Here is a 25,266-nt window from a genome sequence, read left to right as displayed (position 1 = left end):
TTAGGCGATTTCTGTCAAATGACATACCATCCTGCTTGTCTTTGTCGTCCGTCCTCTGTGTTGCGACAACCGTTACATAGTTCGACTATGCGCCTGTTGTCGCGCCTTGATGACGAACGATCCCGGCGCTGCGCTGTCCCTGCTTTGCTTGGGCACCGGTCTTGGGCTTCCTGCCCAAGCCGTTCACTGCTTCGCAGTTCACCCGGCGCGATCTGGTATGTCATTTTCCGGCAATCGCCTTACACTTCGGCCTAGCCTCGCGGGTTCGTACCGCCCGGCGAAGTTGGGCGTCCGGACTCACGGACACGGCACGAAACGTCGAAATACCTGAGGAGCCACGATGAGAAGCGCACTACCCCTGACGGCATTCGTCTGTCTGTTCCTGATGACCCTTCCTGTGACTGCACTTGCCGAAGCACCGGCGAGCGAGGAGGTCGAGCTGTATTTCATCTCGCCAGCTGACGGTGACACCGTCAGCAGCCCGGTTAACGTCGTCTTCGGTCTGCGTGGGATGGGCGTGGCGCCCGCCGGGGTCGAAAAGCCGGGCACGGGCCACCACCATGTCATCATCGACGCGGAACTGCCCCCGCTGGACCAGCCGATTCCCTCGGACGCCAATCATCGGCATTTCGGTGGCGGCCAGACGGAGACCACGATCGACCTGCCTCCCGGCAAGCACACGCTGCAACTGGTCTTGGGCGATCAAGCGCACACACCGCACGCCGAACCGGTCGTCTCCCGAAAGATCACGATCACGGTCAAGTGAGGTTGGCTGGCGCGTCCGGGTCGTGAGGAACGCTCGGTGCCTGCCAATAGGGACAGTACCGCGCGGCTGCTGATCACCTGCCCGGACCGCCCGGGGATCGTCTCGTCGGTGACGGCCTTCCTGTTCAACCACGGCGCGAACATCACCTCGCTGGACCAGCACAGTACCGATCCGGAAGGGGGGACGTTCTTCATGCGGCTGGAGTTCCAGACGCCCCACCTGGACGTCTCGCAGGGCGTCCTCGAGAGCACGTTTGCCGCCGCCGTAGCGACGCGCTTCGAGATGGACTGGCAGATCCACTATGCCGCCAGACTCAAGCGCGTGGCACTGCTCGTCTCCCGCTTCGACCATGTATTGCTGGAGTTGCTGTGGCGTTATTCCCGCGCGGAACTGCCTTGTACGGTCACCCGGGTCATCAGCAACCACCCCGATCTGCGCGAAGCGTGCGAGCGCTTCGGCGTGCCCTACCACCACGTGCCGATCCGCCGGGACACGAAGGCGGAGGCGGAGACGGAGATTCTGGATCGACTCGGCGGGGACACGGACCTCGTCGTCCTCGCGCGCTACATGCAGATTCTGAGCGCCGAGTTTGTCTCCCGTTTCCCGAACCGCATCATCAACATCCACCACTCGTTTCTTCCCGCCTTTGCCGGCGCCGATCCCTATCGACAGGCCTTCGACCGCGGCGTCAAGCTGATCGGCGCAACCGCGCACTACGTGACGGCCGAGCTGGACCAGGGACCGATCATCGACCAGGACGTCATTCGCGTCTCCCATCGCCACAACCCCGCGTCGATGCGGGAACTCGGGCGAGACGCGGAACGCTACGTGCTAGCAAGGGCCGTCAGGTGGCACCTGGAGGACCGCATCATCGTCTGCGGGAACCGTACGGTGGTATTCGCCTGAATCCCGTCCGCGTGTCCCTACGCTGCCTTTTTCGAAAGACAAGCGCGGAAACTGACCGAAGGTGATGGGTGTTGGTGGTGTTCAGTCCCCGATCCGCATCGACAGATCGAGGGCGTCGACGTCCTTGGTCAGGGCGCCCACCGAGATGAAATCCACCCCGGTTCGCGCAATCTCGCCGATCGTGTCCAGATTGACACCCCCTGAGGCCTCCAGTTTGGCGCGTCCGGCGTTGATCTTGACGGCGCGGTGCATATCGCCGGTCGCGAAGTTGTCCAGCATGATGATATCCGCCCCTGAGGTCAGGGCCTCGGCGACCTCGTCGAGGGTCTCCGTTTCGACCTCCACGGTGAGCCTCGGGTGCAGTTCTCGCGCCCTGGAGACCGCGGCCGACAGGGAGCCGGCGGCGCGGATGTGGTTCTCCTTGATCAGCACCGCGTCGAACAGACCCAGGCGGTGATTGTGTCCCCCACCGCAGGTCACGGCATACTTCTGGGCCAGGCGCAGCCCTGGAATCGTCTTGCGGGTGTCGAGGATCGTCGCACCGGTACCGGAAGCGGCCTTGACGTAGCGGCGCGTGGCCGTGGCGGTGCCCGACAGAAGCTGGAGAAAGTTGAGCGCGGTTCGCTCCGCGCTCAGCAGGCCGCGGGCGGGTCCCGAGAGTTCGCAGAGTCGTTGATTCGCCCGAAGCGTTTCCCCCTCCCCGGTCAACCAGTGGAGGGTGATCGAGCGATCGACCTGGCGAAAGACTTCGTCGAACCATGCACGGCCGCAGAGAACACCCTCTTGCCGCGACAACACGTGCCCGCGGGCCCGTGTGTCCGGTGCGATCAGTCCGGCCGTGACGTCGCCCGCGCCGATGTCCTCCGCCAACGCCCTGGCGACCTCGGTGGTGATGTGTTCGGGAGGGGGCAACATGGCGAGATCGATTGCTATCCGAAATATTCCCGCGTGATCCGGAAGACGATCAGACCGAATGTCACGATGTAACTGCCGAGCATGCCGATCATGCCCTGGCCCTCGGGACGTTTGCCGATCCACAATTCCCGAAAGGCCCGCGGAATCTTTCGCCACGGCATCGCCTTGAGGCCGACCGTGAGGTAGATCCCGACCCCGAGCATCAGGGCGAGCATGACGGGACCCCAGACGAAGTCGCTGGCTACCTTCAGACCCGATTCAATCCACGTCATTCGGCCCCCCCGGGGAAACCGTAGGAGCCGGCAGGATGAGGGCGGCGGTGGCCGAAAGCAAGCGATACGGCGCGGGTCGGGGGCAATCGCGGACCTTGGATACAGGGACACCCGAAGCAGGGGGCGGGGACCGCGGATACGGATGAAACGGCGCCCACCGGCAAGTTTTCATGAATTCGTAACAAATTCGGGGTTTAATGGCTGGATTATGGACGTGACGATAGAAGACATGTCGGCGAACCGTGGCTCGGCCACGGCTGCCAGTATCCTTGTCGTCGAGGACGAATCCGCGATCCGCAGGGTGATCCGTTTTTCGCTGGGGCGGGCGGGATTCAACGTCATCGAGGCCGAGGGCGCGGACGAGGCGGTGCAGCGTATCGCGGACAATCGCCTCGACCTGGTCCTGCTCGACTGGATGTTGCCGGGACAGAGCGGTCTGGACCTCGCCCGGCGCTTGCGGCGCGAGGCGGTGACGCGCGACCTGCCCATCATCATGCTGACTGCGCGCGTGGAGGAGTCGGATAAGGTGTGTGGTCTGGACGCCGGTGCCGATGACTACGTCACCAAGCCCTTTTCTCCGCGTGAACTGGTCGCCCGGGTCAGGGCCCTGTTACGGCGTGCCCGTCCGCATGCCGATGAGGTGGCGGTGGTGGTCGACGGTCTGACCCTGGATCCCGTGGCGCACCTGGTTCACGCGGAGGGAAAAACCATCGATCTCGGTCCGACCGAGTTCCGGCTGCTGCGCTTCTTCATGACCCACCCCGATCGGGTCTACAGCCGCGGGCAACTGCTCGACGAGGTCTGGGGCCGGAGCAGCTTCGTGGAAGAGCGCACCGTGGATGTTCACATCCTGCGGTTGCGAAAGTCACTGAAACCGACCGGTTTCGACAGCTACATCCACACGGTTCGCGGCGCGGGGTATCGCTTTACCCCAAAAGGTGACGGATGAGTCCCCGAGCCCGCCGCCGAGAAGCACCGCTGGTACGGTGAAACCGAACTGACCGGAGGGATCGGGTGCTAGCGTTCTGGACCACGGAAATTCGCCGACTCGCGCTCGTTGCCGTACCGGCGGGTATCGCCGGATATCTATTGGGGGCCGCCGGGTGGTTCGTGGCCGCCGCGGTTTCCGCGCTGCTGTTGTGGCATCTGTTACAACTGAGATCCCTGTTACGCTGGCTTCGCCTGGGAAAATCGGCGACCCCGTCGCGCGCTTTCGGTCCGTGGAAAGAGGTGGAGGCGGGGATCGCCAGGCTGCGGGTCCGCAGCAAGAAGCGAAAGAAACGGCTGGCGCGCATGTTGTCCCGATTCCAGAGATCGAGTGAGGCACTGCCCTACGGCACGCTGATCCTATCTCCCGGTGGATCGATCGAATCATTCAATCGGGCGGCCGCCCGGCTGCTCGGACTGAGTGTGAGGGTGGATCGGGGACGCAGGATCACCAACCTCGTCCGTCATCCCGATTTCGTACGCTACATGAAAGCCCAGGAGTGGGACGAGGCCGTCGAGATTCCTTCTCCCGGAGACGACCAGGCCAGTCTGTCGATCCGCGCGGTCAAGTTCGGAGGCAAGCAGGTCCTGCTGAGCGTCAGGGACACAACCCGCTCCCGGCATCTCGAGACCATGCGTCGGGACTTTGTCGCCAACGTGTCGCACGAACTGCGTACACCGCTAACGGTGCTGCGAGGGTACCTGGAGCTCCTGGAATCCGACGACGGAATCGTGGGTTCGGCAGACCGCCTGGAATCGATTCGTCAGATGGACGAGCAGACGCAGCGTATGCAACGGATCGTGGAGGATCTCCTGACCCTGGCACAGCTGGAGTCCGGTGTCCGTGGCGAAAGCCCGGAAACCCCCATTCCCGTTCCGGGACTGATCTCTGACGTCGTCGGCGAAGGCAGGGTGCTTGCCGGTAGCGAGCAGTTCCATTTCTCCGTCGAAGTCGACGAGACGTTGTGGCTGACAGGGAACGCGAAGGAGCTCCACAGCGTCTTCATGAACCTGGTGCACAACGCCGTGCGCTATTCCCCGGGTGGTGGCGAGATCGCGGTGAGATGGCAGGCCGATGAGGAGGGCGCATATTTTGTCGTTTCCGACCGGGGTATCGGCATCGAGTCGAGACACCTGGGTCGACTGACCGAACGCTTTTACCGCGTGGACAAGGGCCGTTCCCGCGCCAGCGGCGGCACGGGCCTGGGTCTGGCCATCGTCAAGCATGCGCTGCAGCGACATGACGCCGATTTGAATATCAGGAGTCACCCGGGGCAGGGCAGTGTCTTCACCTGCAGCTTTCCCGTCGAGCGTGTCGTGCGCAAGCAGCGGTTGTCCCGCGTGATCTCAAGCTGAACCGGACAACGCGACGGCGCTCCACGATTCGCTGGATTGGCGTCCGGTTTCACCGCCTGCTACCTTCGAAGGTTACCCGGACACCCCCGACCGGCTCGATACGTTCGTCGTCTCGTCCCCGCAGATGAGCGACGCCATGCCCCCTTTTTCAAGTCCCGAATCGTCGCCGCCGTCGATCTGGGTTCCAACAGCTTTCACAGGATCGTCGCGCGGATCAGCGTGTCGCCTGTCACTGGGGCAGGGGTATCTTATGGCGCATCGTCCGACCGGTGCGGATCTGAAGACAGAAAGGGCCTATCTGGCGGTGGCGGGATTCGAACTCGAGTCTGCTTGACCCGCGTCACCTTCGATCGGGCGGTGCGTTACGATGCCGCACCCGCGGGAACGATGCCCGGTCGCGGTTTTCAGGCGTCTCTCCGGTGCTCGACGCTTCGCTGCCGGACTTTTTTGATTCCCCCCATGGGAGACTTCGCGCAGACCTTGCTAGAATGCCCGAACCAGGGGATTGTGACAAATGGATGACAATGAGCACGGATCAGGGTGACCTGTATCTCGGGGTTCCGGGCGATCTCGGCGGGGAGACGCTGCAGGCTCTACTTCTTTCGGCCAGACTGCGCTCGAAGCCGGACAAACCGGCGCTGGTGACACGGACCTACCTGGACTCGTTTGACTGGCGGGTTTATCGCGCCGGAGGTGTCTTGAGTGCCACGGGCGGGAAACGAAGCTATGTCCTGCGCTGGCGGCCTCTCGATGGTAATGGCGATACCTTGCAATCCGCCGTGGATCGTCTGCCGGTAATGGCCTCCGATCTGCCCACGATGCTTCGAAGGCGTCTCGAAACCGTGCTCGAAATGCGCACCCTGGCCCCTGTGGTCACGACACGTTGCCGTGTTCAGCGGTACGAGATTCTGAACGAGGACGACAAGACGGTCCTGCGTCTCGAGATCGAAGGGGACCGCGACGTGCGCTACGGATCGGTCAGACGTTCCATGGACCAGAGCAGCGTCCTGCTGCGCGGTGTTCGCGGTTACGGTGATGAGCGGCGGCGGGTCGAATCGTTACTGCGACACCGGGGCGGGGCCGTGAGCCTGTCGCAGGACCCACTGGATAGCGCGCTTGCCCTCGTCGGACGCGTGCCAGCCGACTACTGCTCCAAGCTTCGTCTCTCACTGGACCCGCAGCAGCGCACCGACGAGGCCGCGGTAAAGATCCTGTCTCACCTCTTGGACACCATGGACGTCAACGAGGCGGGTGTGAGGGAGGACGTGGATACGGAGTTTCTGCACGACTATCGGGTGGCGGTACGTCGCACGCGATCCCTGCTGAGCCAGGTTAAGCCCATTTTCCCGACCCAAAGGGTGGAGCGCTTCCGCAGGGAGTTCGCCTGGCTCGGCCAGATCACCAGCCCGTGTCGCGACCTGGACGTGTATCTCCTCGGCTTCGAGGGATTTCGCGACAGCCTGCCGGCCGGGATGCGGGAGGACCTCACCCCGCTTCGCGAGTATCTGGTGAGACACAAGGCCGACGAACACAGCAAGCTGGTTGCCGTGCTGGATTCACCCCGCTACAGAAAGACGATATCGGACTGGAAGGCGTTTCTCGAGGCCGAACGACCCCGGCGCACATCGCTGCCTAATGCGACGCGGGCGGTATCCGAGGTCGCCAGCGAGCGAATCTGGCGCATCTACCGCAGGGTCATGAAAGAGGGCCGTGCCATCGATGACCACTCACCGGCGGAGGAACTCCACGAATTGCGAAAGAGCTGCAAGAAGCTGCGCTATCTGATGGAGTTTTTTCGTGACGTCTATCCCCCGGGCAAGATCGATCGGCTGATCGGCGCCCTCAAGGGCCTGCAGGACAACCTCGGGTATTTTCAGGACTACGAGGTGCAACACACCTCGCTGACGACCTTCGAGGCGGCGATGGAGAAAGAGACCGGTATCTCCGATGGCACACGCCGCGCCATGGACCATCTCATCGAGGCCCTGGTGAAGCGCCAGCACGACACGCGGGAGGCCTTCCGTGGACGCTTCAGGGAATTCTCCAGGAAGGAGAACCGTAAGCGCTTCAGGGCGTTGTTCCGCCCGCGCCCGGTTGCCGAGCGTGACACCGCATGAAGATCCTCGCCACCTACAACATCAAGGGCGGAGTCGGCAAGACCGCGGCCGCGGTCAACCTGGCCTGGGCCGCGGCGGGCAGCGGCTACCGTACCCTGGTCTGGGACCTCGATCCCCAAGGTGCGGCGACGTTCTATTTTCGCATCAAACCGAAGGTCAAGGGCGGATTCAAGGCGCTGGCGCGGGGCACGCGTACCCTGGACGATGTCGTCAAGGGGTCCGATTTCGACTATCTGGACCTGATTCCGGCGGACTTTTCCTATCGCAACATGGACCTGCGTCTGAACGACGCCAGGAAGCCCGCTCGGCAACTGGTGAGGTTGCTGCGGCCCCTTCGCAACGAGTACGACGTACTGATCCTGGATTGCCCGCCGAGCATTTCGCTGGTCTCGGAGAACGTTTTTCGAGCGGTGGATGCGCTGCTGATTCCGATGATCCCATCCACGCTGTCCGTGCGGACCTACGAACAACTGATCCGGTACCTGGGAAAGTCAGGTCTCGACGACGTGGAAAGATTGCCTTTCTTCTCGATGGTCGACGTCCGCAAGCGGATGCACAAGGACATCGTCGCTCAGTTACCCGCCCGGTTTCCGGAGTTCCTTCCCACGGCAATTCCCTACGCCAGCCAGGTCGAGCTGATGGGGCAGCACCGCGCGCCGATCGGCAGCTTTGCCCCGGCCAGCAAGCCGGCCCAGTCGTACAGCGACCTCTGGTTGGACGTGGGGAAAAGGGTATTCAGCTGACCGGTCGGTCGTGCGCGTTTAGGCGATTGCCGGAAAATGACATACCGGATCGCGCCTGATTTTCGTTCGTCATCAAGACGCGACAACAGGCGCATAGTCGAACGATGTATCTGTCCTCGCAACCCAGGGTGCGGACGACAAAGACAAGCAGGACGGGATGTCATTTGACAGAAATCGCTTTAGGCCTGCTGCAGCGAATCAGTGGGGTTCCAGTCCATTGACGCGGTCACCGTTGCCGATACCACGGTCCCGGAACCAACCCTGCCGCGCTTCGATGGCGTAGCGCGCCGCGCGCTTCGACCAGTGCGGGGTGGTCGTTTCCGGCGCCATTGATTCGATGTTGACGATTTTGCCTTCGGCATCGACGAACGCGACCGAGAGCGGTATGAGGGTGTCCTTCATCCACATCACCCGCGGTGCCTCGTCGTTCCACACGAATAGCATGCCGGTGTTCTCGCTCAGCTGTTTCCGTCCCATCAGCCCCCGCCGCTGTTCCCGGTCCGTGACGGCGACTTCCACCGCGAGCGGGTGCGTACCAATCTCGAGGGTGCGCGTCTCGGCAAAAGGGGATTCGAGAAAGGACATCGCCGCCAGCGCAACGGCAGCGGCGGCAGGGATTGCGCGGCTTCGAGGCGCCCGGCCACGCAGCGCAGGTTCCGGATCGACAACGATACGGACAATCCCGCTTCGAATTTGATGTAATTTCATGTGGCAAGTATAGAATTCGGGCCAGGACAGGAAAAGCGAGAGGCAGAAAACGTAATGAGCGCCAAACCGAAACCGGCAGAGACCAACACTGAGATCGCGTCCAGCGACAAAACACAGGCGCCGGTGGCCAAAGCGCCCGACGCCTCGGTAACCGAAGCGATCGACTTGGACTCGCCCGAGTGGTATCTGAACCGGGAACTGACCTGGCTGGAATTCAACAAGCGGGTGCTGCACGAGGGCCAGGACCCGCGCACACCCCTGCTGGAGCGCGTGAAGTTCAACGCCATCGTCAGCGCCAATCTCGACGAGTTCTTCATGAAGCGAATCGGGGGATTGAAGCAGCAGATCGGCGCCGGAGTGAGAGAGCCGTCGGTTGACGGACGCACACCGGAACAGCAGTTGAGCGAATGTCTCGAGATGGTGAGCGAAATCAAGCGCCAGCAGCATGCACTCGAGGCGGATCTGTTCAAGGAGCTTGAAGCCGAAGGTATCCGCCTGTCGAATTACCAGGACCTGGACGGTGAAAGCAAGAACACGCTGCGCGATTACTACATAAAGAATATCTTCCCACTGATCACGCCACTTTCGATAGATGCGGCACGCCCGTTTCCCTTCATCTCCAACCTGTCGCTCAACCTGCTCCTGACCGTCTATTCCCCGGGCGAAGAGAACAAGACCCTCGTTCGTATCAAGGTGCCGGTCGGCAGCGGAATCCCCCGATTCCTCCAGGTGGGTGACGAGGCCCATTTCGTCCCCCTGGAGCAGGTGATCGCCAACAATCTGGAACTGTTGCTGCCGGGTATGGAAGTGGCGAGCATCGAGATGTTCCGAGTGACACGCAACGCCATTATCGAGCGGTCTTCCGACGGCGCGACGGACCTGCTGGAGATCATCGAGTCCGAACTGCGCGGCCGTAAGTTTGCCCCTATCGTACGTCTGGAGGTGGCTACGGGAATGGACCCGGTCCACCGAGGCATGCTCGCGGCCGAGCTTGGGCTTGACGAGGAGACCGAGGTATTCGAGGTCGCGGGGCCGATGGCCGTGCGCGATCTGTTCCAGATCGCAGGTTTGGAACGACCCGACCTCAGCGACCCGCCGCACAAGCCGCTCGATCACCCGGCGCTGGCGGATGCACCGAACATTTTCCACGCGATCCGCAACGAAGGCCCCTTTCTGTTGCAGCATCCCTACGAGTCGTTCGTTACCTCAGTGGAGCGCTTTCTGCGAGAGGCCAGCCAGGACCCAAAGGTTCTGGCGATCAAGATGACGCTCTACCGCACGGCGTCGGAGTCCAGGATCATCGAATATCTGATCGACGCGGCACAGAACGGTAAACAGGTCGCGGTCCTGGTCGAACTCAAGGCCCGATTCGACGAGTCGGCAAATATCCGCTGGGCGAACCACCTGGAGCAGGCGGGAATCCATGTCTCCTATGGGGTGCTGGGGCTCAAGACCCACAGCAAGCTGATCTTCGTGATCCGCCGCGACTACGATGGTCTGCGCCGATACGCTCACATCGGTACCGGCAACTATCACTCGGGTACCGCTCGTTTGTACTGTGATCTGGGGTTGCTCACCTGTGATCCGGTCATCGGCGCGGACCTGACGGAGCTTTTCAACTATCTGACCACCGGCCAGGTGCCCAAGCGTCACTACGAGAAGCTCCTGCCTGCCCCGAAGGTACTGAAACCGGAGTTGCTGAAAAAGATCGAGCGTGAGATTTCGAAGCACAGCAAGAAGGAGCCCGGGCTCATACAGATGAAGATGAACGCGCTGGAGGACAAGGACATCACCAGGGCGCTGTACGAAGCTGCTAGGGCGGGGGTCGGGGTGGACCTGATCGTGCGCGACTCCTGCCGCTTGCGCCCCGGCATTCCGGGATTGTCGGACAACGCCAGGGTGGTCAGTATCGTGGGCCGTTTTCTCGAGCACGCACGGATCTTCTATTTCCGCAATGCTGGTGACGAGGAATATTTCATCGGTTCGGCCGACTGCATGCGGCGCAACCTGGAGGTGCGTGTCGAGGTGGTCACACCCGTGGAATCCCCCAGCCTGAGAGAGGGACTTCGCAACATCCTGGACATTCAGTTGAACAACCGGCGTAGCGCGTGGGATCTGCAGTCCGACGGTACCTACATCCAGCGGCGGCCAGGCAGCGGAGACGAGGAACGCGGTGCGCAGGAGATCCAGATCGATCAGGCAATGGAGCGTTTCAAGGCCTATCGCAAGGCCAGGAAGAAGCGGCCGCGGAGTCAGCCGAAGCGCGCCTGATTCGCACGTTGTCTCTCGGCAGGTCGGGCAGATGGGTACGACCGTGAGAGGGTTTTTTGTGTATTCGGAGTACCAAACGGGATTTATACGGTTGTCGCATTGTGGTTCTAGGAGCCTGTCGGATTTAGGCGATCGTAGCGAGCATGGTGGGAGAGCGAGACAAACAGTTCACGATTTCGAGGCGCATAGTGGGCCTACGCAACGAGGAATCGGGGATTTTTTGGCCGCTCTCCCATCAGCGCAGTAGATTGTTCCTAAATCCGACAGGCTCCTAGGTCTCTCTCAGGGACTCGGCCTCGATCCGATCGCTCGCGACGTGCCGCACGTCCCTGCCCTTGACGAGAAAGACGACGTACTCGGCGATGTTCTTGGCGTGGTCTCCGATCCGTTCCAGGGCCTTGACCACCAGCAGGATGTTCATCGCGTGGCCCATGTTGCGTGAGTCCTCCATGACGTAGGTGGTCAGCCTGCGCGTCGCAGACTGAAACTCGTTGTCGAGTTCATCGTCCTCTTTGGCGATCTCGATCGCACGTTCCATATCCATGGTGTCGAAGGCGTCGAGTGCCGAGCGCAACATCTCTGTGGCGATCCCGCACATAATCTTGACATCGCGCAGCAGTTTCTTGTTCGGTGAACTTTCGTCACTGTCGTACAGACGTATGGCGATCCTCGCGATCTTGAGCGCCTCGTCGCCGATCCGCTCCAGATCGGAAATGGACTTGGATACGCCAATGATCAGGCGCAGGTCCCCGGCTACCGGCTGGCGCAGGGCGATGATCCTGTTCATCTCCTTCTCTGCCAGGAGGTCGTATTCGTTGACGGTGGGTTCACGCTTCTCGACCAGTCGTGCCTCGTCCAGATCCTGTTTGCGGAGTGCCCTGACGGCCTTCTCGGTCTGACTGATGACCAGCCCGCCCATCTCGAGGACGAGTTCCCTCAGCCGGGCGAGTTCGGCGTCGTAGCGCTTCACCGTATGTCCTTCATTGGCCTCGCTCATCGTGGGCGACCCTCCTGTGGGGGTATGGATCATCGGGACCGGGATATCGGTGAATCGTGCCTAACCGAAACGGCCGGTGATGTAGTCTTCCGTCAGCTTGTGCCGCGGATTGGTGAAAATCTGGGAGGTCTCACCGATCTCGATCAGGTTGCCTAGATGAAAGTACGCCGTGCGTTGTGACACGCGGGCGGCCTGCTGCATGGAGTGGGTGACGATGGCGATGGAGAAATGCGCCCGCAACTCGTCGATCAACTCCTCGATCTTTGCCGTGGCGATGGGATCCAGCGCCGAGGCCGGTTCGTCCATCAGGATGACCTCGGGGCTCACGGCGATCGCGCGCGCGATACACAGGCGTTGCTGTTGTCCGCCGGAAAGGCCGGTCCCGGGGCTGTCGAGGCGGTCTTTCACCTCATCCCACAATGCGGCCCTTTTCAGGCTCTCCTCGACCAGGTCGTCCAGCTCGGCACGGGTTTCGGTCAGTCCGTGTATCCGGGGTCCGTAGGCGACATTTTCGTAGACCGTCTTGGGAAAGGGGTTGGGTTTCTGGAACACCATGCCGACCCGCGCACGCAGCTCGACCACGTCCATATCACGCCCATAGGTGTCCTGCCCATCGAGCAGGATCTCGCCGGTGACGCGACACCCGTCGATGGTATCGTTCATGCGATTCAGGCACCGCAGCAAGGTCGACTTGCCGCAGCCCGAGGGGCCTATCATGGAGATGACCTCATTTTTGCCGACGTCGAGATTGATGTCCTCGACGCCCATCTTTTCTCCATAGTAGACGCTCACGTTGCGGCACGACATCGAGGGGTTGGCCGAGGTGACCTCGCCCACTGTCCTTCGATGCTCGCGGCCAATCTTTTCTTCCGCCGCCATGTCCTCGCCGGCGGTTGTCAGACCCGGGGCGCCGATCGAATCCGCTATGGTTTCCATGGTCCTACCTCGACTTTCACTTGCATTCTTACAACGCGCTTTCGGTGCGCCGGGAATTCACAAGCATCCGACTCTGAACGATGCCTTCGTCACACGTGCCTCACCAGCGCCGTTCGAATCGCTTCCGCAGGATCACGGCGGTCGTATTCATCGCAATGAGGAACGCCAGCAGCACCATGATCGCCGCGGAGGTTTTTTCCACGAAGGCCCGCTCCGGGCTGTCCGCCCACAGATAGATCTGCACCGGGAGCACCGTCGACGGGTCCATCGGTCCCCCGGGGATGTCGACGATGAACGCCACCATGCCGATCATCAGCAACGGGGCCGATTCCCCCAGTGCCTGAGCCATACCGATGATCGTACCAGTGAGCATGCCCGGCATGGCCAGGGGCAGAACGTGGTGACCGATCATCTGCATCTTCGAGGCCCCCATACCCAGTGCGGCCTCGCGAATCGATGGCGGTACGGATTTGAGCGAGGCCCGGCTGGCGATGATGATCGTTGGCAGGGTCATCAACGCCAGGACCAGCCCCCCCACGATGGGAGCCGAACGGGGCAGTCCGAAAAACTGAATGAACATCGTGAGCCCGAGAAGTCCGAACACGATGGAGGGCACCGCGGCCAGATTGTTGATATTGACCTCGATGAAGTCCGTGACCCGGTTCTTCGGTGCGAACTCTTCCAGATACACCGCCGCGGCGATGCCGATGGGAAAGGACAGCGCGAGAGTCACCAGCAGGGTGAACAGCGAACCCATCGCCGCACCGCCGATACCGGCCAGTTCCGGATCCCGGGAGTCCCCGGATGTGAAGAAGGCCCAGTTGAACCGGCGTTCGATACGACCCTGTGCCTCCAGGGAGTCAATCCACGAGATCTCCTTGTCGCTGAGTCTTCGCTCGTCTTCCGGCAGGTCCCGATCCATGTTGCCCTTGACGAAGACGTCCACATCATCGTTCGCCAGTAACCAGACCTGGCGGCGCTCTCCGATCAGGGAGAGGTCGCTACGAACCATCCGCTGCAGCTCGTAGGCGGCACTGGAACTGACCAGCCGATAGAGCTTGCGCTGGTCGCGCCGGCCCTTGACCCCCGGGAACTCCGCACGCAGCGAATCCTTGATGAGACTGGCGTAGTTGCCATTCTTCAGGCTGTGCTGGCTGCGGTTACCGTCCGGGTCGACCTCGTCAGGCTCGAAATGGATGTCCAGCTTGATATAGGTCTGACTGAACGCCGGATAGCCCTTGCCGACGATGTCCAGGAACAGGGTCGAGACCGCCGCCATGCCCAGCAGGATAGAGACCAAGCCGTACGCACGGAAACGTTTCTCGGCCGAATAGCGCTTCTTCAGGCTCCCGCGGACCTTCTCGCGATTGTTGACCCGGGGCTCGCGATTGGTGGTCTGGTTTTGCCTACTCATACTGTTCCCTGTATTTGCGCACGACGTGCAGCGCGATCACATTGAGTATCAGCGTCATGGTGAACAGGAGCAGACCCAGTGCAAACGCGGCGAGGGTCTTGGGGCTGTCGAATTCCTGGTCGCCAGTAAGTAGTGTGACGATCTGAACCGTCACCGTGGTGACCGCCTCCAGCGGGTTGGCGGTGAGATTGGCGGACAAACCGGCGGCCATGACCACGATCATCGTTTCACCGATAGCGCGTGATAGCGCGAGCAGGATGCCGCCGACGATCCCCGGGAGGGCTGCGGGGAAGATGACGCGCCGGATCGTTTCCGACTGGGTAGCCCCCAGCGCAAGGGAGCCGTCCCGCATGGCCTGCGGTACGGCGTTGATCACATCGTCCGATAGGGACGAAACGAATGGAATGATCATCACGCCCATGACCAGTCCCGCGGCCAGTGCGCTTTCCGAGGAAACCGTCAGACCAATGGACTCCCCGATGATCCGGACGGTTGGGGCGACGGTCAGAGCGGCAAAGAATCCGTACACCACGGTGGGGACGCCGGCGAGGATCTCGAGCACGGGTTTGACCACGGCACGGACGTGGCCACTGGCATATTCCGAGAGGTAGATAGCCGACAGCAGACCGATGGGGACGGCGACCAGCATGGCGATCAGCGAGATCAGCATGGTGCCGGCGAACAAGGGTACCGTGCCGAACGCACCCGAGGCACCGACCTGGTCGGCGCGAATGGCGGTCTGGGGGCTCCACTCGAGCCCGAACAGGAAATCCGTGATGGGTATCGCCCGGAAGAACCGCATCGCTTCGAACAGCAGGGACAGCACGATGCCGAGCGTGGTGAAGATCGCGATGGTCGAGCAGGTGATAAGCACGAAGGTAATGACCTTCTCCACATAACGACGTGCCCTCAGACGTGGAGAGACCATTTTCCAGCCCAGGAGGATCCCCCCTGCGGAAAGCGCCAGGGCAATCGCGGCGATGACGGCATTGCCCGTCTGCTGAAGCCGGGTGTAGTGGGCAGCGGCATTTTTCATGGTCTCGTCGATCTCGCCCGAGACGATGTTGCCCTCCACCAGGTTGCGGACATCGTTCATTACCAGACCGAGCCGTTCGGGGGGCAGGTTCTGTATGTCCTGTGAAAGTCCCGCTACGACCAGATGCGTGATGATCTTCGGTGCGATGGCCAGCCACACCGAGAGAACGATAAGGGCGGGTAGCGCGGCCCAGATGGCGAGGAGATAGCCGTGGTAGCTCGGCAGCGAGTGCAGTCTGCGTACCCCGCCGGCCTGTTCGCTCCCGACCCTGAGGGCCCGCTTTCGCCCCAGATAGTATCCGGCCGCGGACAGAATCAGGAGAATCGGAATCAGTGTTGAAGGTTGCATGGAAAACCCGGAACCCAAAGTGACGGAGGGCCCGTCAGGGCCCTCCGCAGAGCGCGTATTACTTAACCGAGGCGGTATTCAGGTTCTCGAGTCCTGCAACGCTCTTCTTGAACTGCTTGCGTTCATCGTCGGGCATCGGAATCAGTCCTCTGTCCGTCAGGTAGCCGTCGTCACCCCAGGCGCGCTCGCTGGTGAACTCGGCGAGGTACTCCTTGATGCCGGGTACGCTGCCGATATGGGCCTTCTTGACATAGAAGTACAGGGGACGGGACAAGGGGTAGGATCCGTCGGCGATGGCCTCGAAGTCGGGCTCGACGCCGTCGATCATGGAACCCTGAATCACGTCACCGTTCTGGTCAAGGAAGCTGAATCCGAAGATGCCCAGTGCCTTGGGATTCGCCTGCAGTTTCTGCACGATCAGGTTGTCGTTCTCTCCGGCCTCGATGTAAGCGCCGTCTTCACGAATGGTATGGCAGACGGACTTGTACTGGCTCTTGTCCGCCTTCTTCATGGCAGCAATCCAGTCGAACTTCTTGCATCCACCTTCCATTGCCAGTTCGACGAAGGCGTCGCGGGTGCCGGAGGTCGGAGGTGGACCGAGCACCTCGATAGGGGACTTGGGCAGCGAAGGGTTGACCTCGGCCCAGGTCTTGTAGGGGTTGGGAACGAGCTTCTCGCCGCCTTTGGGATCCGGTACCTTCTTGGCGAGCGCCAGGTAGACGTCCTTCAGCGTGAGATCCATCCGGCCAACCTTCTTGGAATCGGCCAGGACGATACCGTCGTAGCCGATCTTGACCTCGACGATCTCGTTCACGCCGTTCTCGGCACAGTTCTTGATCTCGGATGACTTGATTCGCCGCGAGGCGTTTGTGATATCCGGGTGTTCGACACCGACACCCGCGCAGAACAGCTTCAGACCGCCGCCCGAACCCGTCGACTCGACCTTCGGTGTGCTAAATTGCGTGGACTTGCCGAATTGCTCCGCCACCACTGTCGCGAAGGGATATACCGTGGACGAACCCACGATGCTGATGTAGTCGCGTGCCGCCTGGGCATTGCCGGCAACACCACTTGTGACCGCGGCCAACGCCGCGATTGCCAGAGTTCTCGTCTTCATATGGCTCTCCATTGACGAACTGGTATGGTTGGGAGCGCACAGTTGTAACGGCCCGATATGTCAGAGTGATGACGCGGCCCCGGAACACCCCGGTCTTACGTGCCCGCGGGCGTGTGTCGGCCATCCTGCAGACTGCTCAATTATGGAACGGGAATGTGACAGCTGTATTTCGTGGGGCGGCTAGGAAGCGAAGGACGACCGAGGGCACCGGTCAGCGATCGCTGCCTGGCAATCGGGCAGGAGAAGGGAAAAGCAAAGTAATGTCATGTCGGCTCCACTAAACTTTGGAGACGTTGATTCAACCGAACCATGCGAGGTTCCCGAGGCCATGGAGCGACTGGACCGGAAGTATATTACCCAGCACACCTCCCGGAAGTTCAATCAGGAACTCGAAGACGTGCGCAACCGGGTTCTGACGATGGGCGGGCTGGTGGAAATGCAGCTCGACGATGTCCTGCAGGCGCTGTGCGAGAATGACGTAGAACTGGCGGGGCGGGTGATCAACACCGACCGTCGCATCAACGGGATGGAGCTCGAGATCGACGAGGCGTGCAGCCAGATCATCGCCCGGCGCCAGCCGGCGGCCAGCGATCTTCGGCTGTTGATAGTGGTTATCAAGACCATCACGGATCTGGAAAGAATCGGCGATCAGGTAAAGCGTATCGCGAAATCGGTTCAGGGATGCGGTCGGAGCATGGCGAGCAGATCGCAGGTCATCGATCTCAAACGCCTGGGGGAGCAGGTGAGCGCGATGTTGCGGGAATCACTGGATGCCTACGCGCGTGTCGACGTGGAAGGTGCCCTGCGGATCATTCACCGGGACAGCGTGATCGACGAGGAATCCGAGGCGATCATGCGAGCCCTGATGACCTTTATGATGGAGGACCCGAGGCAGATCTCTGCGGCCATGCAGCTGCTCTGGTGCGCCCGCTCCTTTGAGCGCATGGCGGACCACGCCAAGAACGTCTGCGAATACATCGTTTACATGGTCGAGGGCAGGGATGTCAGGCATGCCACAAGTGCACAGATGGCGAAGGTGGAGAAGGAGATACTCGGCTGACCTGTGCTCTCGCCGACTTGTGTTGAGGCGTTGGGGCGGGTCTTGTTCCGCCCTATCGGGCCGGTGGCTGGCCCAGCAGGCGCTCCAGCAGTGCCTTTTGGGCATGCAGGCGATTCTCGGCCTCGTCCCAGACCACGCTCCACCGTCCTTCTAGGACGTCGGCGGTCACTTCCTCGCCTCGGTGGGCCGGCAGGCAATGCATGAAAAGGGCGTCCGGCCCGGCGCGGGACATCATGGACTGGTCGACCCGGTAACGCGCGAAGGCCGTCGCCCTGGCGTTCTGTTCGCCTTCCTGCCCCATGCTCGCCCAGACATCCGTGACGACCAGGTCCGTGTCCTCGACCGCCTCGAGGGGATCGTGGTGAAGGCTGACACGGCTGCCGGCAGCGGAAAGCACCTCTGTTGGGGGGGCGTAACCCTCGGGGCAGGCGATGCGCAGTTTGAAATCGAACCGTCGCGCGGCGTTGATATAGGAATTGCACATGTTGTTGCCGTCGCCCACCCAGGCTACGGTTGCACCCGCAATCTCCCCGCGGTGTTCGAACCAGGTCTGCATATCGGCCAGCAGCTGGCAGGGGTGGTATAGGTCGGTCAGGCCGTTGATCACGGGAACGACCGAATGGGCGGCGAAGGTCGTAAGCTTGTCGTGTTCGAAGGTCCGGATCAGGACACCGTCGGCCATTCGGGAGATGACCCGCGCGGAGTCCTCGATCGGTTCGCCTCGCCCTAGCTGTGTATCACGCGGCGAAAGAAACATCGCGTGGCCGCCGAACTGCGCCATACCTGCCTCGAATGATACGCGAGTGCGGGTCGATGACTTTTCGAACACCATCGCCAGGACCTTGCCGCGCAGGGGTTCGTAGGGCTCGCTCCGCACCCGCATGGCCTTCAGTTCGATCGCGCGTCTTACCAGGTCCCGCAGGGCATCGGCATCGAGATCGAGTAGCGACAGGAAGTGTCCGCGGGCGGTTGTAGGGTGGGGCTCAGGCATATTCGGCGACGGTGAACTCGACGAACCGTTCCACGAGTGCCGCAACGCCGTCGACGATGAGATCGGCCTCTTCGTTGCTGATGATCAGCGGAGGCAGGAGCCGGATCACGTTGCCTGCGGTGACGTTGATCAACAAACCGGCATCGATGGCCTCGGTCACCAGTGACGTGCAGCCCGACTGCAACTCGATGCCTAGCATCAATCCCTTGCTCCGGATATCGGTGACCCCGGGCAGATGGGCGAGCCGCTCGCGCAGGCCATCCAGCATGCGTTGCCCCAGGATTGCCGCGCGCTCGCAGAGATCCTCTCCCTGGATCACGTCGATGACGGCGAGCGCCGCGCGACAGGCGAGTGGATTGCCCCCGAAGGTGGAGCCGTGGCTGCCCGGACCAAAGACCCGGGCCGCTTCGCCTTGCGCAAGGCAGGCGCCGACGGGGACCCCGTTGCCCAGCGCCTTGGCCAGCGCCATGACGTCCGGTCGGGCGTCCTCGTGCTGCCAGGCGAACCACTTGCCGGACCGCCCCATGCCCGTCTGTACCTCGTCGAGCATCATCAGCCAGCCATTGGTGTCGCAGATCCTGCGAACCCCGGCGAGATACCCGACCTCCGGGATCCGCACGCCGCCCTCTCCCTGTGCGGGTTCCAGCAGGATCGCGACCACGTCCCGATTGTTTGCGGCGACCGTCTTCAGGGCGGCGATGTCGTTGTACGGCACGCGAGTGAATCCGCCCAGCAACGGCTCGAAACCGGCCTGGACCTTGCGATTCCCCGTGGCGGTGAGCGTGGCCATGGTACGGCCGTGAAAACTGTTCTCCATGACGATGATGGTCGGGCTCGAGATGCCACGACCATGACCGTACAGACGGGCGAGCTTGATCGCGGCCTCGTTGGCCTCCGCACCGGAGTTGCAGAAGAATGCCGCATCCATTTCAGAGACCGCGCACAACCGCCGGGCGAGATTCTCCTGCGCCGCGACGCCATAGAGATTCGAGGTGTGCAGCAGCCGACCGGCCTGATCCGTGATGGCCGCGGTGACGGCAGGATGCGCGTGTCCGAGCCCGCACACCGCGATGCCGCTGACGCCGTCGAGGTAACGCTTGCCCTGTGTGTCCCACAGCCACGCCCCTTGTCCATGGTCAAACGTCAAGGGGAGTCGTGCGTAGTTAAACATGAGGTGTGTGTTCATACGATTCGCACGCCAAAATGAAAAACGGCAGCGGTCGGACGCTGCCGTTTTTTCACCGGATACTAGTATAATAAGGATCCGCTGCGCAAACGCCCGCCGCGCAGGCGGGTCGCCGATCAGGCGCCGAAGTTTGCGGCGACAAAATCCCAGTTGACTACGCTCCAGAAGTTCTCGATGTATTTCGGGCGTGCGTTGCGGTAATCGATATAGTAGGCGTGTTCCCAGACATCGATGGTCAGCAGCGCGGTCTTGCCATCGGTCATGACCGTTCCGGCGTTGCCGGTGTTGACGATCTCCAACGCGCCCGAGTCGTTCTTCACCAGCCAGGTCCAGCCGGAGCCGAAGTTCGTGGCCGCCGAGGTCGAGAACTTCTCCTTGAACTGCGCCACGGAACCGAATGCCGCGTTGATGGCTTCGGCCAGGGCGCCGCTCGGATCGCCGCCGCCATTGGGACCCATGCAGTTGAAGTAGAATGTGTGGTTCCAGATCTGTGCGGCGTTGTTGAATACACCGCCGGCCGGGGCATTCATGATGATGTCTTCCAGGGACTTGTTCTCGAACTCGGTTCCCGGCACCAGCTTGTTCAGATTGGCCACGTAGGTCGCGTGATGCTTGTCATGGTGGAATTCGAGGGTCTCGGCCGAGACGTGGGGCGCCAGGGCATCCTTGGCGTAGGGAAGATCGGGCAGTTCATGGGCCATGTCGGTTCGCTCCTCTCGGTGTACTTGGAATCCGGGCCTGTCCGAATACCAGGCCCCGGCGAAAAAGGGCACTTAAGATAGACAGGGTAAGACCATATTGCAAGATAGCACACTGCCGCCAGTGGTACAGACCGCCGGGAGGCTCCTGGCGGTCAACTGCGTCGAATCTACCTTATACTACTCGGTGGCCCGGCATGCGGAATCTGATCGGGCGGAAATCAACCAGTGCCGGACGACTCAATGTAGCCGGCAAGCGTCATGCTCCGTAACCGGTTTCGTCCCGTTGCCCGGCTCGGGGACCCCGATGTCACTCACCACGCGAAGCTTCGTCATGGATCCGATAGAACTCAGTCTGTTCGCGAGCCGTATCTCGGCCGTCTGCGGTGAGATGGGTGCGCAGTTGCAACGTGCGGCGTTTTCCCCGAACGTGCGGGATCGACTCGACTATTCCTGCGCCGTGTTCGACGACTCCGGCGAGCTCTGCGCCCAGGCCGCACACATCCCGGTGCATCTGGGCAGCATGGCCTATGCCATGCGGGGCATCGTCGCATCGGTGAGTTGGGCCGAGGGCGACATGGTGATGCTGAACGATCCCTTTCTCGGGGGCACCCATCTGCCCGACGTCACGATGGTCGCGCCATTATTCGTCGAAGGCGGGTTGCGCGGGTTCGTCGCCAACCGCGCCCATCATGCCGATATCGGCGCGGATACGCCGGGTTCCATGCCGGTGTCGCGACACCTGAGCGAGGAGGGTCAGATCATTCCTCCGACGCATGTCATGCATGGCGGACGGGTGGATGAGGCACTGCTCGACTCGATCACAGGCGCCACGCGCAATCGGCGCGACGCCCGGGGAGACTTCGCTGCACAGATCGGCGCGAACCATCGCGGGTTGTTGCGCCTCGGGACGCTGGTCAAGGGGATTGGCGCGTTACGCTATCGACAGGCACTCACGGAGCTCAACGCCTATGGCGAGCGAATGGCGAGTTCCGCACTGGGCCGGATTCCGCAGGGTGTCTATTCCTTTACCGACTATCTGGACGACGACGGTGTCGGTAGCAGGGACATTGCGATCCGGGTATCCATCGAAGTTGGCGACGGTGTGGTGAGCGTCGGGTTCGACGGAACCTCCCCGCAGGTGGAAGGAAATCTCAATTGTCCGCTCTCAGTGACCGCCGCCGGGGTCTACTACGTATTTCGTTGTCTCATGCCGTCGGTTACGCCCGCTTGCGCGGGGACGTTCCGGCCTGTCAGGCTCTCGGCACCGCAGGGGTGTCTGTTGAACGCCCGTTACCCGGCGGCGGTTGCCGCGGGCAACGTAGAGACCAGCACGCGCGTGGTGGATGCCGTTCTGGGAGCGCTCGCCGGGGCCGTTCCCGAAGCGATACCGGCGGCGAGTCACGGTAGTATGAACAATGTCGCTGCGGGATCGTCGGGAAATTCGAGCTGGGGCTACTACGAAACCGTTGGCGGTGGCATGGGCGCAGGCCCGGGCGGTGGGGGACTGAGTGGTGTGCAGACCCACATGACGAATACGCGCAACACGCCCGTGGAGGTCCTGGAGGGCCGCTACCCGCTGCGCGTGGGCCGCTATGCGATCCGTGCGGGATCCGGAGGTGAAGGGCTGCGCCCGGGGGGCAATGGGTTGGTGCGAGAGCTGGAGTTTCTCGATGCGGCCGAGTTCACCCTGCTCACGGAGCGGCGAGCGCATGTACCCTGGGGGTTGGCCGGCGGTGGTAGCGCCGCGCCGGGGGCAAACTTTCTCAACGGCCGTGCTATACCGGGGAAGTTCAGCGGGCGGGTAATTGCGAGTGACGTGCTGCGCATCGAGACGCCAGGGGGTGGCGGATGGGGCGCGGCGGCAGGTGGGCAGACAGCGTCCGGTTCAGGCGTCAGCTGAGTCATGTGTGGGATCTGCGGTGAATTGCGTTTCGATGGTTCGGCACCCGACGGTGCGGCGATCGGCCGGATGCTGGGCGCTCTGGCTCGTCGTGGCCCCGACCACGAAGGCAGTTACTCCGACGGGCCACTGGCGTTCGGACACCGGCGCCTTTCCGTCATCGACCTCTCCGAGCACGCCAACCAGCCGATGGTGGATCGGGAACTCGGGCTCGTGCTGGTGTTTAACGGGGCGATCTACAACTATCCGGCGTTGCGCGCCGAGCTGCTGCGCGCGGGGTACCATTTCTTCTCCACCGGCGACACCGAGGTCATCGTCAAGGCCTACCACTTCTGGGGTGAACAGTGTGTCATGCGCTTCAACGGGATGTTCGCCTTTGGCCTGTGGGACATGCGAGCGAGGAAGCTCTTTCTGGCGCGCGACCGCCTCGGGATCAAGCCGCTGTACTATACGCAGGACCGTCACGGTTTCCGCTTCGCATCCAATACGCAGGCCCTGCTGGCGTCTGGAGGGATCGATACCGGCCTGGATGCGACGGCCCTGCACCATCATCTGACCCTGCATGCGGTGGTCCCGGCGCCGCGCACGATTCTCAATGGCGTCCGTAAGCTACCCCCCGCCCATACCCTGGTCATCGAGGAGAACGGTAAACAGCGACTCGTACGCTACTGGTCGCTGGAGGCACGGCGCCCCGCCACGCCGCTGTCCGATCAGGCGTGGATCGATGCGACCCGGGACGCCCTGACCCGTGCGGTGGAACGCAGACTGCACGTCGCCGACGTACCCGTGGGCGTATTGCTGTCCGGTGGATTGGACTCGAGCCTGCTGGTGGGGCTGCTGTCCCGTGCAGGGGTGAGCGATCTGAAGACCTACACCGTGGGTTTCGAGGACCATCCGGACGAGAAGGGCAGCGAGTTCGAGTTCTCCGATCCGGTGGCAGAACGTTTCGGCACCGAGCATCACAAGTTCCATGTCCCGAACCGGGAGGTCGTGGAGCGCCTGCCGGAGGCCGTCGATGCCATGGCCGAACCCATGGTCGCCCAGGATGCGGTGGCGTTCTATCTGCTCGCCGAACGTGTCGTCAAGGACGTCAAGGTCGTGCAGTCGGGGCAGGGTGCGGACGAGGTGTTTGGCGGTTATTTCTGGTATCCCTTGATGGAGACGGAGGCCGGTGAAGACCTGGAACGTTTCCGGCGGAACTATTTCGATCGCGACAACGCGGAGTTCGCGCGTACGGTGGCCCCGCGGTGGGCTTCCGAGGACTTTACCTCCGAGCTGATCTCAGGGGAGCTGTCCCGACCCGGCACCGATTCCTTTCTCGATGCCGTCCTGCGCATGGACGTCACAATGCTGATCGTCGACGACCCGGTCAAGCGGGTGGACAACATGACCATGGCCTGGGGTCTGGAGGCGCGTGTGCCATTTCTGGACCACGAGGTCGTGGAACTCGCGATGCGCATGTCGCCCCGGATGAAACTCCGCGAGGGCGGGAAATTTCCGCTGAAGCGCATCGCCCGCGGGCTGCTGCCCGACGCGGTAATCGACCGTCCCAAGGGGTACTTTCCGGTCCCCGCTCTGAAATACGTGCGGGGGGTCGTGCTCGACATGGTCCGCGATGTGCTCAACAGCAGGGAATGCCGCGACCGCGGTCTCTACCGGCGCGAGTATGTGGATGCCCTGCTGGCGGCTCCCGAGGACGAGGCGGTATTCACCCCGATCCGGGGCAGCAAACTCTGGCACCTCGCATTGCTGGAACTATGGTTGCAGCGCAACGTCGACACGGCAGTGGGTCACGTAGTGCCGGGCGTTGGGGAATAACCCCATCCTAATTGCCTTATTAATTTCCGCCCGCGCAGGATACACTTAGGCGATTGCCGGAAAATGGCGTACCAGATTGCGCCGGATTTTCGTTCGTCATCAAGGCGCGACAACAGGCGCATAGTCGAACTATGGAACGGTTGTCGCAACACAGCGGACGGATGAAAAGACAAGCAGGATGGTATGTCATTTGACAGAAATCGCCTTAGAGTTGAACCTGTTGGTCATTTAGGAGGTGGATGAAGATGGATGTGCTGGATCGAATTCGGGAGCAGGTAGAAGGTAATCCCGTCATTATCTATATGAAGGGAACGCCGAACATGCCCCAGTGCGGGTTTTCCGCGCGTGCCTCGGCGGCACTGCAGCAATGCGGGGAGGAGTTTGCCTACGTGAACGTCCTCATGGACCCGGAGATATTCCAGAACCTGCCCCGATACGCGAACTGGCCCACCTTCCCCCAGATCTACGTGGACGGTGAGCTGATCGGCGGTTGCGACATCACACTCGAGCTGTTGGAGAAGGGGGAGCTGCAGAATATCCTCAAGGGCGCGGTTGCCAGGAAGGGCGGTGCGGACAAGGCCGTGGATCAGGGGTAAGTCGATTGTCGAGGGCATCCCGGGGGCCGCCCGAAGGTGCACCCCGGCAGGGAGTCGCGCATCGCGCCGCAATCGGGTATTCCCTCGATCCGGGCTCCCTGGCCGGCGCGTCCACATTTACCAGC

At 62.0% G+C, this 25,266-nt stretch carries 22 protein-coding genes; 11 read left to right on the top strand and 11 right to left on the bottom strand.

The features are described from left to right. Nucleotides 1–340 precede the first annotated feature (340 nt). Together LJE91_02920 and purU are read left to right on the top strand one after the other, a co-directional pair. Nucleotides 341–766, top strand: a complete 426-nt coding sequence (locus tag LJE91_02920; GenBank protein MCG6867702.1) for a DUF4399 domain-containing protein — start codon at nucleotides 341–343, stop codon at nucleotides 764–766. 36 nt (nucleotides 767–802) lie between these two features. Then, the gene (gene purU, locus LJE91_02915; GenBank protein MCG6867701.1) at nucleotides 803–1,672 is read left to right on the top strand and encodes a formyltetrahydrofolate deformylase; all 870 of its coding nucleotides are present in this window, start codon (nucleotides 803–805) and stop codon (nucleotides 1,670–1,672) included. An 81-nt stretch (nucleotides 1,673–1,753) separates the two neighbouring features. Here the strand turns inward: purU and nadC are convergent, their stop codons facing one another. Both nadC and LJE91_02905 read right to left on the bottom strand, forming a co-directional pair. Next, entirely contained in the window at nucleotides 1,754–2,587 is an 834-nt protein-coding gene (gene nadC, locus LJE91_02910) for a carboxylating nicotinate-nucleotide diphosphorylase (protein ID MCG6867700.1), read from the bottom strand. Between the two features lie 14 nt (nucleotides 2,588–2,601). Further along, a complete protein-coding gene (locus LJE91_02905) occupies nucleotides 2,602–2,859 on the bottom strand; it encodes a hypothetical protein (GenBank protein ID MCG6867699.1) in 258 nt (85 codons plus the stop codon). A gap of 229 nt (nucleotides 2,860–3,088) precedes the next feature. Here LJE91_02905 and phoB point away from each other — a divergent pair, with 229 nt between their 5' ends. From phoB to LJE91_02885, 4 genes are all read left to right on the top strand, one after another. Then, on the top strand, nucleotides 3,089–3,808 hold the full coding sequence (phoB, locus tag LJE91_02900; GenBank protein MCG6867698.1) for a phosphate regulon transcriptional regulator PhoB: 720 nt from the start codon (nucleotides 3,089–3,091) through the stop codon (nucleotides 3,806–3,808). 65 nt (nucleotides 3,809–3,873) lie between these two features. Then, nucleotides 3,874–5,202, top strand: coding sequence for a phosphate regulon sensor histidine kinase PhoR (gene phoR / locus LJE91_02895; protein MCG6867697.1), 1,329 nt, complete (start codon nucleotides 3,874–3,876; stop codon nucleotides 5,200–5,202). 518 nt (nucleotides 5,203–5,720) lie between these two features. Further along, nucleotides 5,721–7,319 (top strand): CHAD domain-containing protein, encoded by a 1,599-nt coding sequence (locus tag LJE91_02890; protein ID MCG6867696.1) that lies wholly within the window; start codon nucleotides 5,721–5,723, stop codon nucleotides 7,317–7,319. Then, nucleotides 7,316–8,062 carry an AAA family ATPase gene (locus LJE91_02885; protein MCG6867695.1) on the top strand — a complete coding sequence of 249 codons (747 nt, stop codon included), beginning with the start codon at nucleotides 7,316–7,318 and terminating at the stop codon, nucleotides 8,060–8,062. The genes LJE91_02890 and LJE91_02885 overlap by 4 nt, the downstream gene beginning before the upstream one ends. A 198-nt stretch (nucleotides 8,063–8,260) precedes the next feature. Here the strand turns inward: LJE91_02885 and LJE91_02880 are convergent, their stop codons facing one another. Next, nucleotides 8,261–8,770, bottom strand: coding sequence for a DUF192 domain-containing protein (locus tag LJE91_02880; protein MCG6867694.1), 510 nt, complete (start codon nucleotides 8,768–8,770; stop codon nucleotides 8,261–8,263). A gap of 54 nt (nucleotides 8,771–8,824) precedes the next feature. Between LJE91_02880 and ppk1 the strand changes: the two genes are divergently transcribed. Next, complete coding sequence (gene ppk1, locus LJE91_02875) at nucleotides 8,825–11,041, top strand: polyphosphate kinase 1 (protein ID MCG6867693.1); 2,217 nt, start codon at nucleotides 8,825–8,827, stop codon at nucleotides 11,039–11,041. 271 nt (nucleotides 11,042–11,312) lie between these two features. Here ppk1 and phoU (LJE91_02870) read toward each other — a convergent pair whose 3' ends face one another. The 5 genes from phoU (LJE91_02870) to LJE91_02850 all read right to left on the bottom strand — a co-directional run bounded on the left by phoU (LJE91_02870) (nucleotide 11,313) and on the right by LJE91_02850 (nucleotide 16,889). Continuing rightward, nucleotides 11,313–12,038: a phosphate signaling complex protein PhoU gene (gene phoU, locus LJE91_02870; protein ID MCG6867692.1), complete on the bottom strand. Its 726-nt coding sequence runs from the start codon at nucleotides 12,036–12,038 to the stop codon at nucleotides 11,313–11,315. A gap of 60 nt (nucleotides 12,039–12,098) precedes the next feature. Beyond that, nucleotides 12,099–12,917, bottom strand: a complete 819-nt coding sequence (pstB, locus tag LJE91_02865) for a phosphate ABC transporter ATP-binding protein PstB (GenBank protein ID MCG6867691.1) — start codon at nucleotides 12,915–12,917, stop codon at nucleotides 12,099–12,101. 157 nt (nucleotides 12,918–13,074) lie between these two features. Continuing rightward, nucleotides 13,075–14,388 carry a phosphate ABC transporter permease PstA gene (gene pstA, locus LJE91_02860; GenBank protein MCG6867690.1) on the bottom strand — a complete coding sequence of 438 codons (1,314 nt, stop codon included), beginning with the start codon at nucleotides 14,386–14,388 and terminating at the stop codon, nucleotides 13,075–13,077. Further along, a complete protein-coding gene (gene pstC, locus LJE91_02855) occupies nucleotides 14,381–15,772 on the bottom strand; it encodes a phosphate ABC transporter permease subunit PstC (protein ID MCG6867689.1) in 1,392 nt (463 codons plus the stop codon). The genes pstA and pstC overlap by 8 nt, the downstream gene beginning before the upstream one ends. Nucleotides 15,773–15,830: 58 nt before the next feature. Continuing rightward, a complete protein-coding gene (locus tag LJE91_02850; protein MCG6867688.1) occupies nucleotides 15,831–16,889 on the bottom strand; it encodes a PstS family phosphate ABC transporter substrate-binding protein in 1,059 nt (352 codons plus the stop codon). A gap of 337 nt (nucleotides 16,890–17,226) precedes the next feature. Between LJE91_02850 and phoU (LJE91_02845) the strand changes: the two genes are divergently transcribed. After that, nucleotides 17,227–17,949, top strand: coding sequence for a phosphate signaling complex protein PhoU (gene phoU / locus LJE91_02845; protein MCG6867687.1), 723 nt, complete (start codon nucleotides 17,227–17,229; stop codon nucleotides 17,947–17,949). Nucleotides 17,950–18,001: 52 nt separating this feature from the next. Here the strand turns inward: phoU (LJE91_02845) and argF are convergent, their stop codons facing one another. From argF to LJE91_02830, 3 genes are all read right to left on the bottom strand, one after another. After that, nucleotides 18,002–18,940: an ornithine carbamoyltransferase gene (gene argF, locus LJE91_02840; GenBank protein MCG6867686.1), complete on the bottom strand. Its 939-nt coding sequence runs from the start codon at nucleotides 18,938–18,940 to the stop codon at nucleotides 18,002–18,004. Further along, nucleotides 18,933–20,126, bottom strand: a complete 1,194-nt coding sequence (locus LJE91_02835) for an aspartate aminotransferase family protein (GenBank protein ID MCG6867685.1) — start codon at nucleotides 20,124–20,126, stop codon at nucleotides 18,933–18,935. The genes argF and LJE91_02835 overlap by 8 nt, the downstream gene beginning before the upstream one ends. Nucleotides 20,127–20,242: 116 nt before the next feature. Further along, nucleotides 20,243–20,827: a superoxide dismutase [Fe] gene (locus tag LJE91_02830; GenBank protein ID MCG6867684.1), complete on the bottom strand. Its 585-nt coding sequence runs from the start codon at nucleotides 20,825–20,827 to the stop codon at nucleotides 20,243–20,245. 304 nt (nucleotides 20,828–21,131) lie between these two features. On the opposite strand from LJE91_02830, the gene LJE91_02825 reads away from it, so the two are divergent. The 3 genes from LJE91_02825 (at nucleotide 21,132) to grxD (ending at nucleotide 25,141) form a co-directional block, all read left to right on the top strand. Beyond that, complete coding sequence (locus tag LJE91_02825; protein MCG6867683.1) at nucleotides 21,132–22,727, top strand: hydantoinase B/oxoprolinase family protein; 1,596 nt, start codon at nucleotides 21,132–21,134, stop codon at nucleotides 22,725–22,727. Between the two features lie 3 nt (nucleotides 22,728–22,730). Beyond that, nucleotides 22,731–24,545, top strand: a complete 1,815-nt coding sequence (locus tag LJE91_02820) for an N-acetylglutaminylglutamine amidotransferase (protein ID MCG6867682.1) — start codon at nucleotides 22,731–22,733, stop codon at nucleotides 24,543–24,545. 245 nt (nucleotides 24,546–24,790) lie between these two features. After that, nucleotides 24,791–25,141: a Grx4 family monothiol glutaredoxin gene (grxD, locus tag LJE91_02815; protein ID MCG6867681.1), complete on the top strand. Its 351-nt coding sequence runs from the start codon at nucleotides 24,791–24,793 to the stop codon at nucleotides 25,139–25,141. Nucleotides 25,142–25,266: the final 125 nt, after the last annotated feature.

The organism is Gammaproteobacteria bacterium (assembly GCA_022340215.1).
GTDB lineage: Bacteria > Pseudomonadota > Gammaproteobacteria > JAJDOJ01 > JAJDOJ01 > JAJDOJ01.
This window is presented reverse-complemented; position numbering and strand designations above follow the sequence as displayed.